The 15,956-nt window shown below is 43.3% G+C and carries 17 protein-coding genes; 16 read left to right on the forward strand and 1 reads right to left on the reverse strand.

The window, feature by feature from the left end:
* The first annotated feature begins 6 nt into the window (after positions 1-6).
* Positions 7-954: a protein translocase subunit SecF gene (secF, locus tag L4C39_RS14500; RefSeq protein WP_017053756.1), complete on the forward strand. Its 948-nt coding sequence runs from the start codon at positions 7-9 to the stop codon at positions 952-954.
* A gap of 236 nt (positions 955-1,190) precedes the next feature.
* On the opposite strand, the gene suhB is transcribed toward secF, so the two are convergent.
* Positions 1,191-1,994 (reverse strand): inositol-1-monophosphatase, encoded by an 804-nt coding sequence (gene suhB, locus L4C39_RS14505; protein WP_113796579.1) that lies wholly within the window; start codon positions 1,992-1,994, stop codon positions 1,191-1,193.
* Between the two features lie 243 nt (positions 1,995-2,237).
* On the opposite strand from suhB, the gene trmJ reads away from it, so the two are divergent.
* The 15 genes from trmJ to hisS all read left to right on the forward strand — a co-directional run bounded on the left by trmJ (position 2,238) and on the right by hisS (position 15,954).
* Positions 2,238-2,969, forward strand: a complete 732-nt coding sequence (trmJ, locus tag L4C39_RS14510; protein WP_113796577.1) for a tRNA (cytosine(32)/uridine(32)-2'-O)-methyltransferase TrmJ — start codon at positions 2,238-2,240, stop codon at positions 2,967-2,969.
* Between the two features lie 114 nt (positions 2,970-3,083).
* Entirely contained in the window at positions 3,084-3,590 is a 507-nt protein-coding gene (gene iscR / locus L4C39_RS14515; protein ID WP_017053759.1) for a Fe-S cluster assembly transcriptional regulator IscR, read from the forward strand.
* Positions 3,591-3,617: 27 nt separating this feature from the next.
* Positions 3,618-4,832: an IscS subfamily cysteine desulfurase gene (locus L4C39_RS14520; RefSeq protein WP_017053760.1), complete on the forward strand. Its 1,215-nt coding sequence runs from the start codon at positions 3,618-3,620 to the stop codon at positions 4,830-4,832.
* Between the two features lie 33 nt (positions 4,833-4,865).
* Positions 4,866-5,246 carry a Fe-S cluster assembly scaffold IscU gene (gene iscU, locus L4C39_RS14525; RefSeq protein WP_017053761.1) on the forward strand — a complete coding sequence of 127 codons (381 nt, stop codon included), beginning with the start codon at positions 4,866-4,868 and terminating at the stop codon, positions 5,244-5,246.
* Positions 5,247-5,320: 74 nt separating this feature from the next.
* The gene (iscA, locus tag L4C39_RS14530; protein WP_017053762.1) at positions 5,321-5,644 is read left to right on the forward strand and encodes an iron-sulfur cluster assembly protein IscA; all 324 of its coding nucleotides are present in this window, start codon (positions 5,321-5,323) and stop codon (positions 5,642-5,644) included.
* Between the two features lie 62 nt (positions 5,645-5,706).
* A complete protein-coding gene (hscB, locus tag L4C39_RS14535) occupies positions 5,707-6,222 on the forward strand; it encodes a co-chaperone HscB (protein ID WP_017053763.1) in 516 nt (171 codons plus the stop codon).
* Between the two features lie 22 nt (positions 6,223-6,244).
* Positions 6,245-8,113, forward strand: a complete 1,869-nt coding sequence (gene hscA / locus L4C39_RS14540; protein WP_429746595.1) for a Fe-S protein assembly chaperone HscA — start codon at positions 6,245-6,247, stop codon at positions 8,111-8,113.
* Positions 8,114-8,162: 49 nt separating this feature from the next.
* Entirely contained in the window at positions 8,163-8,501 is a 339-nt protein-coding gene (fdx, locus tag L4C39_RS14545; RefSeq protein WP_017053765.1) for an ISC system 2Fe-2S type ferredoxin, read from the forward strand.
* Between the two features lie 39 nt (positions 8,502-8,540).
* Positions 8,541-8,741, forward strand: a complete 201-nt coding sequence (gene iscX, locus L4C39_RS14550; RefSeq protein ID WP_017053766.1) for a Fe-S cluster assembly protein IscX — start codon at positions 8,541-8,543, stop codon at positions 8,739-8,741.
* 179 nt (positions 8,742-8,920) lie between these two features.
* Positions 8,921-10,216 carry an aminopeptidase PepB gene (gene pepB / locus L4C39_RS14555; protein ID WP_017053767.1) on the forward strand — a complete coding sequence of 432 codons (1,296 nt, stop codon included), beginning with the start codon at positions 8,921-8,923 and terminating at the stop codon, positions 10,214-10,216.
* A 60-nt stretch (positions 10,217-10,276) separates the two neighbouring features.
* The gene (ndk, locus tag L4C39_RS14560) at positions 10,277-10,702 is read left to right on the forward strand and encodes a nucleoside-diphosphate kinase (protein ID WP_017053768.1); all 426 of its coding nucleotides are present in this window, start codon (positions 10,277-10,279) and stop codon (positions 10,700-10,702) included.
* Between the two features lie 233 nt (positions 10,703-10,935).
* Positions 10,936-12,054: a dual-specificity RNA methyltransferase RlmN gene (gene rlmN / locus L4C39_RS14565; protein ID WP_017053769.1), complete on the forward strand. Its 1,119-nt coding sequence runs from the start codon at positions 10,936-10,938 to the stop codon at positions 12,052-12,054.
* A 474-nt stretch (positions 12,055-12,528) separates the two neighbouring features.
* On the forward strand, positions 12,529-13,524 hold the full coding sequence (gene rodZ, locus L4C39_RS14570) for a cytoskeleton protein RodZ (RefSeq protein WP_017053770.1): 996 nt from the start codon (positions 12,529-12,531) through the stop codon (positions 13,522-13,524).
* An 8-nt stretch (positions 13,525-13,532) separates the two neighbouring features.
* On the forward strand, positions 13,533-14,654 hold the full coding sequence (gene ispG, locus L4C39_RS14575) for a flavodoxin-dependent (E)-4-hydroxy-3-methylbut-2-enyl-diphosphate synthase (protein WP_017053771.1): 1,122 nt from the start codon (positions 13,533-13,535) through the stop codon (positions 14,652-14,654).
* A gap of 31 nt (positions 14,655-14,685) precedes the next feature.
* The gene (hisS, locus tag L4C39_RS14580; protein WP_429746599.1) at positions 14,686-15,954 is read left to right on the forward strand and encodes a histidine--tRNA ligase; all 1,269 of its coding nucleotides are present in this window, start codon (positions 14,686-14,688) and stop codon (positions 15,952-15,954) included.
* Positions 15,955-15,956: the final 2 nt, after the last annotated feature.

Consider the following 15,956-nt stretch of genomic DNA (forward strand, 5'->3'; position numbering starts at 1 on the left):
AATGTGATGTTTCAGATTTTGAAAGCAGACAAAACGATCGACTTTATGCGTTGGTCTAAATTTGCCTTTGCTTTTTCTATAATCATGATTGGTGCTGCAATCTTTACTCTTTCAACAAAATGGTTGAATTGGGGTTTAGATTTTACGGGCGGTACTCTGATTGAAGTGGGTTTTGAGCAACCAGCAAACCTAGAAGATATTCGTGGTGCTTTACAGGCAAAAGGTTTTGGCGATGCAACGGTACAAAACTTTGGTTCTGCTCGTGAAGTAATGGTTCGCTTGCGTCCAAGAGATGACCTTCAAGGTGAAACTCTTGGTAACCAAATTCTATCAGCGATTGAAGATGGAACTGGCGAAAGCGTAGAGATGCGCCGTATCGAGTTTGTTGGTCCTAACGTTGGCGATGAACTAACTGAAGCGGGTGGTTTAGCCATTATCGTTTCATTAATCTGTATTTTGATATACGTATCAATGCGTTTTGAGTGGCGTCTGGCTGCTGGTGCGGTACTCGCATTAACGCACGATGTTATTATCACGCTGGGTGTATTCTCCATCATGCAGATTGAAGTGGACTTAACGATTGTGGCAGCACTATTGACGGTAGTGGGGTACTCCCTCAACGATACCATCGTAGTATTTGACCGTATCCGTGAAAACTTCCGCAAAATGCGTAAAGGTGAGTCTGCTGAAGTGATGAATAATTCAATCACACAAACATTAAGTCGTACTTTGATTACTTCCGGTACTACTTTGTTTGTTGTTATTGCATTGTTCGCACAAGGTGGGGCAATGATCCACGGCTTTGCAACGGCATTGCTGTTAGGTATCACTGTTGGTACTTACTCTTCTATCTATGTTGCATCTGCACTGGCTCTTAAACTAGGTATCACTCGTGAACACCTAATGCCACCACAGATTGACAAAGAAGGCGCTGAATTTGACGAGATGCCTTAACGAGAGTTAACTCATCTAGACAAGTTGTCACAAAAAGCCGCTGAGAAATCAGTGGCTTTTTATTTGCTTGTCACTTTTTGTTTGCTTGTCGCTATTTCATCAGAACCATGCATAAAAGCTTCATTTCAAAGATGGCACTATAAGATTCAAGTTTAAATCAGAAAGGACTCAGTAATAGGCATAAAAAAACGCCCGCATATTGCTATGCGGGCGTTTACAATTTTGAGTAAGTTAAATTACTTACAGATAGCTTCGTTACCGTGTTCACGGATAGTCTTAAGCATACACTTAACACCACGTGCACTTGATGCAACGATATTGCCAGACTTCATGTACTCAGTACCGCCAGCAAAGTCAGTCAGGATAGCACCAGATTCACGAGCAATAAGCTCAGCAGCTGCAAGATCCCAAGGTTTCAAGCCAAGCTCAAAGTAACCATCAACACGGCCAGCTGCTAGGTAGCATAAGTCTAGCGCAACAGAACCTGTACGACGGAAATCAGAACAATCAGCAAATAGAGCCGAAAGTACTTTTAGGTAGCTTTCAGAGTGCTGCTTTTGATTGTAAGGGAAGCCTGTCGCTAAAACAGTACCTTGGAGGTCTTTAAGTTGAGATACACGTAGACGAGCATTGTTTAGTTGAGCGCCAGCACCACGTTGAGCTGTGAATAGCTCATTTAGCATTGGGTCATAAACACAAGCGACTTCAGTTTTACCGTTGATACGAACAGCGATAGATACTGAGAAGTGTGGGAAGCCTTTTACGAAGTTATTCGTGCCATCCAGTGGGTTGATAATCCATTGTACACTTGAATCAGAGCCTTCGATAAGGCCGCTTTCTTCCGCAATCGTGCTGTGATCTGGGTAAGAAGCTTTGATAGTTTCAAGAATAAGGTATTCAGCTTCTTCATTGATATTAGTAATAAATGAGTTATTACCTTTTTGAGTGATCTCAATTTTATCAACAGTTTCTAACGATTTAGCAATATGATTGCCTGCTTTACGCGCAGCGCGTATAGCAATATTTAGCATAGGATGCATAAGGATTTTCCCAACGGATGTTAAAGAACGATTTAAAGCGGCGGGGAGTATACCAAACTTTTATTAAAAGGGAAGTGGTTATTTAATGAGCTTTTGAATCGGATAACAGATGAAAACTGTGATCTAACGAGTTTAGTGTGTTTTTAAATGTCTTGAATGACAGGAGTATCGCGGTGGCTATATAAGCTTGTTTTGTTTTTTGTTATTATCTCGCGGTTTTAATTTTAGTGGTGTCGTCAAGTTATGTTAGACAATGTAAAAGTCGTTTTAGTAGGAACCTCTCATCCCGGTAACATTGGTTCAGCAGCTCGTGCAATGAAAGTTATGGGGCTTAACCAAATGGTATTGGTGGCTCCCCAGTGTGAAGTCGATTCACAGACGATGGCATTGGCTGCCGGGGCTGGGGATATTGCAATGAACGCTCAAATCGTTGAGACGTTAGATGAAGCAATCGCAGATTGTGGTTTAGTTGTAGGATCAAGTGCTCGTTCGCGTACTCTAGAGTGGCCGATGCTAGAACCAAGAGAGTGCGGTGAAAAGTTTTCCGTAGAGGGTGAAAAGCACCCAGTGGCACTTATTTTTGGTCGTGAGCGTACAGGTCTTACTAATGAAGAGCTGCAAAAATGTCACTTCCACGTTTGTATACCTGCTAACCCAGAATACAGTTCATTGAATTTAGCAATGGCAGTACAAACCTTAAGCTATGAAATTAGGGTTGCACATCTTGAAAGAGAGAAAAGCCAATATGCACCTCAAGAACAAGAAGAGTACCCACGTCACAAAGAGCTAGAAATGTTCTATGAACACCTTGAAAAAGTGATGTTGGATACCCAATTCATCTCTAAGGAACAGCCTGGGCAAGTGATGAATAAATTACGTCGATTATTTAGCCGAGCTAGACCAGAGTTACAAGAGATCAATACCTTAAGAGGTGTTTTGACCTCTGTAGAAAGAAGCATAAATAGCTCAAAATAACCGCTTTTATATTAGGGTTAAATACTTGACTAAAACAGTCAAATAAATACTTGACTAAAATAGTCGGGTATGGAAAAATCGTATCCACATAATCAATGTGGATACGGTGATGGTATGAAACTTACATCTAAAGGAAGATATGCGGTGACAGCCATGCTGGATGTTGCATTGCATTCGACAAATAACCCCGTGCCTCTGGCTGATATTTCAGAGCGACAAGGTATTTCACTCTCATATTTAGAGCAGTTATTTTCCAAGTTACGCAAAGCGGGTTTAGTGGCAAGTGTACGTGGCCCTGGTGGTGGATATCGTTTAGGCGCAGATGCCAATGATATCGCGATTGGAACCGTGATTGCCGCCGTCGATGAATCAGTAGATGCAACTAAGTGCCATGGGCGAGAGGGTTGCCAGGGTGGCACTCGCTGTCTTACTCATACACTTTGGCGCGATTTAAGTTCACGCATTAGCGACTTCTTAAATAACATCACTCTTGGAGAGTTGATGGAAGATAATGAAGTGTTAGAAATTTCAGGCCGACAAGACATTGATCTTGCGGTAAATCATGGGTTTGCACAAAAAAATACAAGCACCGCTCCCATCGGTGTCAATGTTCGCTCATAAGCGACCATGTTTACATTGGAGTAGAGAATGAAACTGCCTATTTATTTTGACTATTCAGCAACATGTCCAGTAGATCCTCGAGTGGCTGAAAAGATGGTTCAATGCATGACGATGGACGGAAACTTTGGTAATCCGGCATCTCGTTCGCATCGCTATGGCTGGCAGGCTGAAGAAGCAGTTGATAACGCTCGTGAGCAGATCGCAGGTTTATTGAATGCAGACCCACGTGAAATCGTATTTACATCTGGTGCAACAGAATCAGATAACCTTGCGATAAAAGGTGCCGCGCACTTTTATGGTAAGAAAGGTAAGCATGTCATTACCTGCAAAACAGAACACAAAGCCGTATTAGATCCATGTCGCCAACTTGAGCGTGAAGGTTATGAAGTTACTTACCTTGCACCAGAAGCGAATGGCATCATCGATCTGAATAAGCTTCAAGAAGCAATGCGTGAAGACACCGTTCTTGTCTCTATCATGCACGTGAATAACGAAATTGGTGTGATTCAAGATATCTCATCAATTGGTGAAATGTGTCGTGAACGCAAAATCATTTTCCACGTCGATGCCGCACAATCAGCGGGTAAAATTCCACTAGACGTACAAGAGATGAAAGTGGATCTGATTTCACTATCAGCTCATAAAGTGTATGGACCTAAAGGCATTGGTGCGCTTTATGTTAGCCGTAAACCACGTATTCGCCTAGAAGCGCAAATGCATGGTGGTGGTCATGAGCGTGGTTTCCGTTCAGGTACTTTAGCGACGCACCAAATTGTGGGCATGGGTGAGGCTTTTGCCATTGCTAAACAAGATATGCAGTTCGATTTTGATCATGCTAAAGCGTTACGTGAGCGTTTACTCAACGGCGTGAAAGATCTTGAAGCCGTAACCGTTAACGGTGATTTGGACCAACGTGTTCCGCACAACCTTAACGTTAGCTTTGCCTTCGTAGAAGGTGAGTCGCTGCTTATGTCTCTTAAAGATCTTGCAGTGTCTTCAGGTTCAGCTTGTACATCAGCAAGTTTGGAACCGTCATATGTTCTACGTGCACTTGGTCTAAATGATGAATTAGCACATAGCTCAGTAAGATTTTCATTCGGCCGTTTTACTACGGAAGAAGAAGTGGACTACGCAATTGAACAAATTCGTGTAGCCGTAAACAAATTACGCGACATGTCTCCTCTATGGGATATGTATAAAGAAGGGATTGATCTGGACACTGTTGAGTGGGCGCATCACTAATCCCTAGTCAGTAGAGGAAGAGAGGAAACTATCATGGCTTATAGCGAAAAAGTAATTGATCACTACGAAAATCCACGCAACGTTGGTGCTTTTGATAAAGAAGACCCAAGTGTAGGTAGCGGCATGGTTGGTGCTCCAGCATGTGGCGATGTAATGAAACTACAAATCAAGGTAACACCAGAAGGTATTATCGAAGATGCGAAGTTTAAAACGTACGGTTGCGGTTCTGCGATTGCTTCTAGCTCACTGGTTACTGAGTGGGTTAAAGGTAAAAGCATTGACGAAGCGGCAGCAATCAAAAATGCAGAAATTGCAGAAGAGCTAGAATTGCCTCCAGTGAAAGTACACTGTTCAATTCTTGCCGAAGATGCAATTAAAGCGGCTGTTGCTGATTACAAAAAGAAACACGATTAATAACCTCGATTAATAACAATGGGAGGTGAAAGCCTCCTAAATGAATTCCACAAAAAATAGAACAAGGTTGTAGTATGGCCATCACAATGACAGAAGCAGCAGCAAGCCGAGTTAGAGCATTTCTAGATAATCGAGGCAAAGGCATCGGTTTGAGACTAGGTGTAAAAACGACGGGCTGTTCCGGCATGGCTTATGTTTTAGAATTTGTGGATGACTTGAATGAAGAAGACAAAACGTTTGAACATTCAGGTGTCACCGTTATTATCGACCCGAAAAGCTTGGTTTACCTAGATGGCACTGAGCTTGATTATGTGAAAGAAGGGCTTAACGAAGGCTTTGAATTCAACAACCCGAACGCGAAAAGCGAGTGTGGTTGTGGTGAAAGCTTTAACGTATAAATAGCCATTCCATATTAGCTAGGCTCTTAGCTAGGGCCTAGAACTTAGGACCTGATTTTTACATGAATCATTTTGAATTATTTGGGCTACCAATTCAGTTTTCACTGGATGGTAGCCTTCTTTCTTCGCAGTTTAGAGAACTGCAACGTCGTTTTCACCCAGATAACTTTGCGACGGCATCTGAGCGTGATCGCCTGCTTTCAGTTCAAAAAGCGGCGCAAATTAACGATGCATATCAAATATTAAAAAATCCCATTTCTCGTGCAGAGTACATGCTTTTATTGCAAAGTATTGATATTCGAGCAGAGCAGCAGACGATGCAAGATCCTGAGTTTCTAATGGAACAGATGGAACTACGTGAAGAGCTAGAAGATATCGCTGCAAGTGCTGATGTTGAAGATGCTGTCTATGACTTTGATAGCAAAGTAAGCAAAATGTATAAGCAGCATTTAAAAGCCATAGAAGAAGAATTAGATCAAAACCTATGGATTCAAGCTGCGGATAGAGTAAGAAAGCTAAAGTTTGTTGCGAAATTAAAGCATGAAATAGAACTCGTCGAAGATCGTTTACTCGGTTAGTTTAGATAATAAGGACCAACCCATGGCACTACTCCAAATTGCAGAACCCGGCCAAAGCTCTGCACCTCATGAACATAAACTTGCCGTCGGTATCGACCTCGGTACGACTAACTCATTAGTGGCAAGTGTTCGTAGTGGAAACGCGACGACCCTATTGGATGAGCAACAGCGCAGTATTTTGCCATCGGTTGTTCATTACCCGGCAGCACAAAGCGATGCCGTGACGCACTCAGTCGGTCATGACGCACGTGCATTGGCGCAGACAGATCCAAAAAATACGATCATTTCAGTAAAACGTCTGATTGGTCGTTCATTAGCCGATATTCAATCTCGCTATCCTTCACTGCCTTACCAATTTGTTGCAAGTGATAACGGACTTCCAGTTTTAGAAACCGCGCAAGGGGCTAAAAACCCGATTCAAGTATCGGCGGATATTTTAAAAGCACTATCTCATCGCGCAGAGCAAACGCTCGGTGGTGAACTGTCTGGTGTGGTTATTACTGTCCCTGCTTATTTTGATGATGCCCAACGTGCGGGAACAAAAGATGCGGCAAACCTTGCTGGCTTACATGTTCTACGTCTACTAAACGAACCAACAGCAGCAGCCATTGCATACGGTCTCGATTCAGGTCAAGAAGGCGTTATTGCTGTTTACGATCTCGGTGGTGGTACTTTTGATATCTCGATACTTCGACTGTCTAAAGGTATCTTTGAAGTGTTGGCGACAGGCGGCGACTCAGCACTAGGCGGAGATGATTTTGACCACTTGATCGCTGAACATTTCCAAAGCCAAATTAATCTTGATGCTCCAATCACAGCGGAGCAGCAACGCCAGTTATTGGATGCTGCGACTGACGCTAAAATTGCCCTTTCAGATAGTGATATTGCCCAAGTCAGTATACTCGGCTGGAATGGCACATTAAGCCGTGACGAACTGAATGATATTTTACGACCACTTGTTAAAAAAACCTTATTGTCTTGCCGACGTGCGCTGAAAGATTCAGATGTAGATGCTGATGATGTACAGAACGTCGTGATGGTGGGCGGTTCAACAAGAACGCCATTAGTGCGTGACATGGTGGGTGACTTCTTTGGTAAAACACCTCTAACAAGCATTAACCCTGATGAAGTTGTCGCGATAGGCGCAGCGATTCAAGCGGATATTTTAGTAGGCAACAAACCTGATTCTGAAATGTTACTGCTAGACGTTATCCCACTGTCACTCGGTATTGAAACCATGGGTGGTTTGGTTGAAAAAATTATTCCACGTAATACCACTATCCCAGTAGCTAAAGCTCAAGAATTTACCACCTTTAAAGATGGGCAAACGGCAATGACCGTACATACCGTCCAAGGTGAACGAGAAATGGTAGACGATTGTCGCTCACTGGCTCGTTTTGCGCTTAAAGGTATTCCACCAATGGCGGCAGGTGCAGCGCATATCCGCGTGACATACCAAGTAGACGCTGATGGCCTACTGTCTGTTACTGCTATGGAGAAAAGCACTGGCGTTCAAGCGGAGATACAAGTTAAACCTTCCTATGGTTTAAGTGAGAATGAAGTCGCAAGCATGCTGAAAGATTCGATGACATACGCTCAAGAAGATATGGATGCACGTACTCTGGCAGAGCAAAAAGTGGAAGCGGACCGAGTCATAGAAGGCTTGATTGTTGCGATGAATGCGGATGGCGATGAACTGCTCTCAGAGACAGAAAAGCAAGCTTTGCTAGCCTCCATCGAATCATTGATTGAATTGCGAAATGGCCACAGTGCCGAAGCGATTGAATTAGGAATAAAAGAGACAGATAAAGCAAGCCAAGACTTTGCTTCTCGTCGTATGGACAAATCGATTCGAGCTGCTTTATCAGGGCAGTCAGTCAACGATATTTAATCGTTAATTTGACCAATATTAATTAGTTATATGAAGACCGAGATTAAGAATGCCTAAAATAATTGTTTTACCTCATGAAGATCTTTGCCCTGAAGGCGCAGTATTTGAAGCTCAAAAGGGCGAAACTGTTCTTGATGTAGCACTAAAAAATGGTATCGGAATTGAGCATGCATGTGAAAAATCATGCGCTTGTACCACTTGCCACGTGATCATCCGTGAAGGGTTTGACTCGCTAGAAGAGAGTGAAGAGCTGGAAGATGACATGCTAGATAAAGCATGGGGACTGGAGCCTGAATCTCGCTTAGGTTGCCAAGCCGTAGTAACCGATGAAGACCTTGTCGTTGAGATCCCTAAATACACATTGAACCACGCATCTGAAGATCATTAAGACGCGCTTCAACGTTAACGATAATTAAAGGAGTTGATTATGAGCTTAAGATGGACTGATTCGCGAGATATTGCGATTGAGCTTTGCGACTTATATCCAGACACCGATCCTAAAACCGTTCGCTTCACTGATTTACATCGATGGATCACGGAATTAGACGGATTTGAGGATGAACCCAATAACTCTAATGAGAAAATATTAGAAGCGGTAATTCTATGTTGGATGGATGAAGCGGATTAATTGAATGATTCGTGTTTTGAAAACGTAGCGCAGTTAACATTTCTTACTAAAAATAGCGGACCTTATGGTCCGTTTTTTTATCATAGCGACCTTTTATCTCTACAAAATGCTAACATCTAGCCAATATCACAAAGTAATCACACATGGCGTAGAAACGCTATCTCGGACAAGGAGAAACCATGTCTACACAGATGTCTGTATTTTTAAGTAAAGAAACTGCCCAGCCTCAGTGGGGAGAGAACGCAATTTTGTCATTTTCTGAAAATGGCGCAACGATTCACTTAAATGAGTCGCATGATTTTGGCGCCGTTCAACGCGCTGCACGTAAGTTAGACGGACAGGGCATTCAGTCTATTGCACTACAAGGCGAGGGCTGGAGCTTAGAAAGTGTCTGGGCCTTCCATCAAGGCTACCGTGGACCAAAGAAAAAAAACTATCTTGAGTGGGATTCACTTGCCGAGGGTGAACAAGCGGAGCTCGAAGCTCGAATCAAAGCGACCGATTGGACTCGCGATATCATCAATAAAAGCGCAGAAGAAGTGGCTCCCCGTCAACTTGCCACAATGGCCGCTGAGTTTATCAAGTCAGTCGCTCCAGAAGGCACAATTACCGCTAAAATCGTGAAAGACAAAGATCTTCTTACAGAAGGCTGGGAAGGCATTTATGCCGTTGGTCGCGGCTCTTCACGCACCTCAGCTATGCTGCAATTAGATTACAACCCAACAGGCGATGAAAATGCCCCTGTTTTCGCTTGTCTTGTGGGTAAAGGTATCACTTTTGATTCAGGCGGTTACAGCTTGAAACCATCTGGATTCATGACCGCAATGAAATCTGATATGGGCGGTGCTGGCACGATCACGGGTGGTTTTGCCCTTGCGATTAGCCGTGGCCTCAATAAGCGTGTGAAGCTTATCTTATGCTGCGCAGAGAATATGATTTCAGGCCGAGCATTGAAACTTGGTGATGTGATCACTTATAAAAATGGCAAAACCGTTGAAGTAATGAATACCGATGCGGAAGGTCGCTTAGTGCTAGCGGATGGTTTGCTGTACGCCAGTGCGCAAAGCCCTGCGTTAATCATTGACTGCGCAACACTCACCGGTGCCGCGAAAAACGCGCTGGGTAATGACTACCATGCACTACTGAGCTTTGATGATGAACTATCACACCAAGCGCTAACCAGTGCAGCTCAAGAGAAAGAAGGGCTATGGCCTCTACCTCTTGCCGATTTTCACCGTAGCATGTTGCCATCCAACTTTGCTGATCTCTCCAATATCAGCAGTGGCGATTACAGCCCTGGAGCAAGTACAGCCGCGGCATTCTTGTCTTACTTTGTGGATGATTACAAAAAAGGTTGGTTGCACTTTGACTGTGCTGGCACTTACCGTAAATCAGCGAATGATAAATGGGCGGCAGGCGCAACTGGTATGGGCGTTCGCACCTTAGCGAACATACTTATCGAACAAGCAAAATAATATTCAGGGACTCTCTGTTCGAGTCCCCATAACAACAAATGGAAGTAGAAGGGATACCTTATGGCTCTAGAAAAAACGTTTTCTATCGTTAAGCCCGATGCAGTAGAACGTAACTTAATTGGTGAAATTTATCACCGAATTGAAAAGTCAGGTCTAAGAATCATTGCCGCTAAAATGGTGCATTTGACAGAAGAGCAAGCGAGTGGCTTTTATGCTGAACATGAAGGCAAAGAGTTCTTCCCAGCATTAAAAGAGTTCATGACCTCTGGACCTATCATGGTTCAAGTACTTGAAGGTGAAAATGCGATTGCTCGTTACCGTGAGCTGATGGGTAAAACAAACCCAGAAGAAGCAGCGTGCGGAACGATTCGTGCCGATTACGCACTCAGCATGCGTTACAACTCAGTTCATGGTTCAGATAGCCCTGTATCGGCTGCTCGTGAAATCGAGTTCTTTTTCCCTGAATCTGAAATTTGCCCTCGCTAGAGTATTCAGTGGGTAATGAGTCATTAATATACCCAGTGACAGATTTATGACTAATAAAAAGGAAGCTTCGGTTTCCTTTTTTTGTCTCCGCTATTAAATATTGGGTATGATTAAAAAATAACCAACATAAAATTAATGCCTTAACAAAGTCATGGATTTACAACTCTTGTTGTCCCCGAATAAAGGCTGTACAATTCGCGCCCTTAAATATCGTTCCATCATTGAGAGGCAACATGTCCACTGAAAAAGTAAATCTACTCGATTTTGATCGCAAAGGTCTGCGTAAATTTTTTGCTGAAGAGCTTGGCGAGAAAGCGTTCCGTGCCGATCAATTAATGAAGTGGATGTATCACTTTGGTGTCGATGATTTCGATGCAATGAACAATATTAATAAAAAGTTACGTGAAAAATTGAAGCATCGTACAGAAATCAAAGCACCTACTGTTGCAGATGCTCAATATTCTGAAGACGGCACCATCAAATGGGCAATGCGCGTTGGCGATCAAGATGTAGAAACGGTTTATATCCCAGACGGCGATCGAGCGACGTTATGCGTTTCTTCTCAAGTGGGTTGTGCGCTTGAATGTAAATTCTGCTCAACTGGTCAGCAAGGTTTTAACCGTAACTTAAAAGTATCGGAAATTGTCGGTCAAATCTGGCGTGCCGCTCGTGAAATCGGTTTAGAAAAAGAGACAGGTCGTCGTCCAATTACCAATGTCGTTATGATGGGTATGGGTGAGCCTCTTCTTAACATGAAAAACTTGATTCCATCGTTAGAAATCATGCTCGACGATCTTGGTTTCGCGTTATCAAAACGTCGTGTAACCGTATCAACGTCAGGTGTCGTTTCTGGTCTTGATCAAATGACTGATAACATCGATGTAGCCCTCGCTATTTCTTTGCATGCGCCAAATGATAAATTGCGTAGCGAAATCATGCCGATTAATGATCGTTGGGATATTGAAGCTTTCCTTGCGTCGGTACGCCGTTATATTGCCTCTTCAAATGCAAACCGTGGGCGTGTAACGGTTGAGTATGTACTGCTTGACCACGTCAACGACGACATGGATCACGCGCATGAATTGGCAGAACTATTGAAAGATACGCCTGCGAAAATCAACTTAATTCCGTTTAACCCTTACCCAGGCTCTCCATACAAGAAGCCAAGTAACTCTCGTATTGACCGTTTCATGAAAACGTTGATGCAATACGACTATACCGTTACGGTAAGAAAAACACGTGGTGACGATATCGATGCTGCATGTGGTCAGCTAGTGGGTGATGTGATCGATAGAACTAAGCGCACAAAGCAGAGACAAGCGGGTGAAACGATTCCTGTGAAAGCTGTGTAGAGCAGTAAGCCGCTACAATCTGAAAAGCCAAAAGATGCACTCTTTTGGCTTTTTTGTATTTTAGGTCGCGGTTTTGGGGGATCATCGAGCTTTTTGTTAATTAAACACGCTGTTTATTCGGACATTTCCGTTAATTTTTGGACAAAAGTTTGAGTTCGCTGTAAATTCTAATGCAGAGTTTTTACCTTGTTATGAGATTCGCTTATCATGACTTTTTTACTTGGAAGTAAAAAATAAGTTTGGTAGGGATTATCGGCAGCATGTAGAGAGTTTTAGAATCGTTAGTTTTCCGCTTAATAGACCACTATTTATCGATTTCACTTACTAACAATAAAACTTTTTTCAGCTGTAATACACGAGATCATTCATTTACATATCGTGAGCGTCAATACGCATATACCAATAAATAGAATTAAAAAGGTAGGCGTAGTGTTTAGTTCAGCTGACGATATCAGATTAAGAAGTACATTACAGATGACGACGGAACAAGAAAGCTGTACAGATCAAGCACCAGTACAAATAGAAGCTGGAACGCTACTGAAACAAAAACGTGAGTTGCTTGGGTTAAGCCAAAAGCAGATAGCCGATCGTTTAAGATTACGTATTTCGACCATCCAAAAAATAGAAAATAATGAATTTGAATCTGTTCAAGTGGCGACGTTTACCCGTGGCTACCTAAGATCATACGCTAAAGCTGTTTCTCTTGATGAAAAAGAGGTGCTTTCCGCTCTTGATCATACTGGCGATGCTCAACATAAAGAGCAAGAGATGCAAAGTTTCTCGCGCAAAACCAAAGTAGAGAAGCATAACAACAGAATTATGAAGCTGACTTGGGGCATTTTCGCCATTATTGCGGGTATTTCCTCGCTATGGTGGTGGCAAAACCAGCAACAAGATACGCTGACCATATCATTGAATGAAACGACTGAGGCCAAGGCTGAAGTTAAAGATTTAGCTGAACCAGCTGCCGTTGATACGATCAGCACTGAATCAGAAGAGTTAGTCGCGCCCGCTGTTGAGGATACGCTATCTCAAGATGCAAATGATTTGACGTCTGAAGTACCTGTGGCAAACAGTGTTGAAGTTGACTCAGGTTCAGCAGATTTATCTTCTAATATCGCCGCGTCTGAGCAGATTCAAGAACCGGTAGTTCAAGATAAGATGGTACAGCCAACTGCGACGGCTACGATCAGCACACCAACCACCGAATCGAACACTTCCGCTGACTCAAATGAGAAAGCGATCAGTATGACTTTTACATCGGACTGTTGGATCTTATTGAAAGATTCTAATGGAAAAACACTTTCTACGGGTGTTAAAAAAGCAGGACAGACTATTCAATTGTCCGCGATTGGACCTGTAAAAGTGATTCTAGGTGCGCCAGAAGGCGTATCAATGACATTTGCGAGTGAACCTGTCGACCTTTCTGGGTATACTTCAGGGAAAGTAGCAAGATTCACCTTACCTTAGAAGCCAATATGCAATACGAATCCCCAATTATTCGCCGTCCATCATCACGTATTTACGTTGGTGATGTGCCGATCGGTGATGGTGCGCCAATTGCGGTGCAATCCATGACCAACACAAGAACAACTGATGTTGAAGCAACGGTTGCTCAGATTAAAGCACTGCAAAATGTTGGTGCCGATATTGTTCGGGTTTCTGTCCCAACAATGGATGCGGCAGAAGCATTTAAGTTAATCAAGCAACAAGTATCGATTCCTCTGGTTGCGGATATCCACTTTGATTACCGTATTGCCTTAAAAGTGGCGGAGTACGGTGTGGATTGTTTGCGCATCAACCCTGGTAATATTGGGAGCGAAGAGCGTATTCGTAGTGTTGTTGACTGCGCTCGTGATAAAAACATTCCGATTCGTATCGGGGTTAACGGTGGCTCACTAGAAAAAGAAATTCAAGTGAAATACGGGGAACCAACGCCAGCTGCTTTAGTCGAATCAGCTATGCGTCATGTTGATATCTTAGATCGTCTGAACTTCGATCAATTTAAGGTCAGTGTGAAAGCATCAGATGTCTTTTTAGCGGTTGAGTCCTATCGCTTGCTAGCAAAAGAGATTATTCAACCGCTCCATCTTGGTATTACCGAAGCGGGTGGTGCTCGTGCTGGCGCGGTTAAATCTTCTGTTGGCCTTGGTATGCTGTTAGCGGAAGGGATTGGCGATACGCTACGTATCTCTTTAGCGGCGGATCCTGTCGAAGAGATTAAAGTAGGTTTTGATATATTAAAATCCCTACGAATTCGTTCTCGCGGTATTAATTTTATCGCTTGTCCTAGCTGTGCTCGTCAAGAGTTTGATGTGATCAACACAGTGAATGCATTAGAAGAGCGTTTAGAAGATATTATTACCCCTATGGATGTCTCTATCATTGGCTGCGTCGTCAATGGCCCAGGTGAAGCGGAAGTTTCTCACATGGGAATCGCTGGTGGTAATAAGAAGAGTGCGTTCTATGAAGATGGTCAACGCCAAAAAGTCCGTTTCGATAATGATGATCTTGTAAATCAGCTAGAAACCAGAATTCGTGCTAAAGCGTCAATGCTTGATGAAAATAATCGCATTGATGTGAAAAGCGTAGAAGAATAATTACTCTCAACGAGATATTACGGTAAGTATTGTGGCAAAAACTATTCAAGCAATTCGAGGCATGAACGATTGTCTCCCAACTCAGTCTCCACTTTGGCAAAAAGTTGAAGGCGCAGTTAAAAATGTTATCAGCGCATATGGATACAACGAAGTTCGTATGCCAATCGTTGAGATGACGCATCTATTTAGCCGTGCAATTGGTGAAGTCACCGATGTGGTTGAAAAAGAGATGTACACATTTGAAGACCGTAATGGCGATAGCTTAACTTTACGTCCAGAAGGTACTGCGGGCTGTGTTCGCTCTGGTATCGAAAATGGCCTGCTGTATAACCAAGAGCAACGCCTTTGGTATATGGGGCCAATGTTCCGTCATGAGCGTCCACAAAAAGGTCGCTACCGTCAGTTCCACCAGTGTGGTGTAGAAGTGTTTGGTCTAAACGGCCCTGATGTTGATGCTGAGCTTATCATGATGACGGCTCGCTTATGGCGCGAACTTGGTATCGAGAAACATGTACGTTTAGAGCTTAACTCGATTGGTTCACAAGAAGATCGCGCGAACTACCGTACTGCTTTGATTGCATTCTTAGAGCAGCATATGGATGTACTCGACGAAGATTGCAAACGTCGTATGCACACTAATCCATTGCGTGTTTTAGATACTAAAAACCCAGCTGTTCAAGCGATTTTAGGGGATGCTCCAAAACTAGCAGAATATTTAGGCGAAGAGTCAAAACAACATTTTGCAGGTTTGTGTGAACTTCTTGACGCTGCGGGTATCGAATACCAAGTTAATCAGCGTTTAGTTCGTGGTTTAGATTACTACAACCGCACGGTGTTTGAGTGGATCACTGAAAGCTTAGGTGCTCAAGGCACTGTTTGTGGTGGTGGACGTTATGATGGCCTAGTTGAACAGCTTGGTGGTAAAGCAACACCTGCAGTTGGTTTTGCTATGGGCTTAGAGCGTCTCGTTCTGATGATGGAAACCCTAGAGCTGACGGATGTTCGCCGTAGTGTCGATGCTTATATCGTGACGTCTGGTGAAGGCACCATGATGGCAGGAATGAAGCTCGCAGAGCAACTACGAGAATCCATTCCAGGTGTTCGAGTAATGAATCACTTTGGCGGTGGTAACTTTAAGAAGCAGTTTAAACGTGCAGATAAAGTCGGTGCCGTTGTGGTTATGATGCTTGGCGAGAGTGAAGTTTCAGACAATACAGTCGTCGTTAAAGATTTGGTTCGTGGAGAGCAAGAAATTGTCGCACAAACTGAAGCGGCAACGAAGCTAAGCAGCTTACTATAGAA

This window comes from Vibrio clamense (genome assembly GCF_050337905.1).
Classification (GTDB): Bacteria; Pseudomonadota; Gammaproteobacteria; order Enterobacterales; family Vibrionaceae; genus Vibrio; species Vibrio cortegadensis.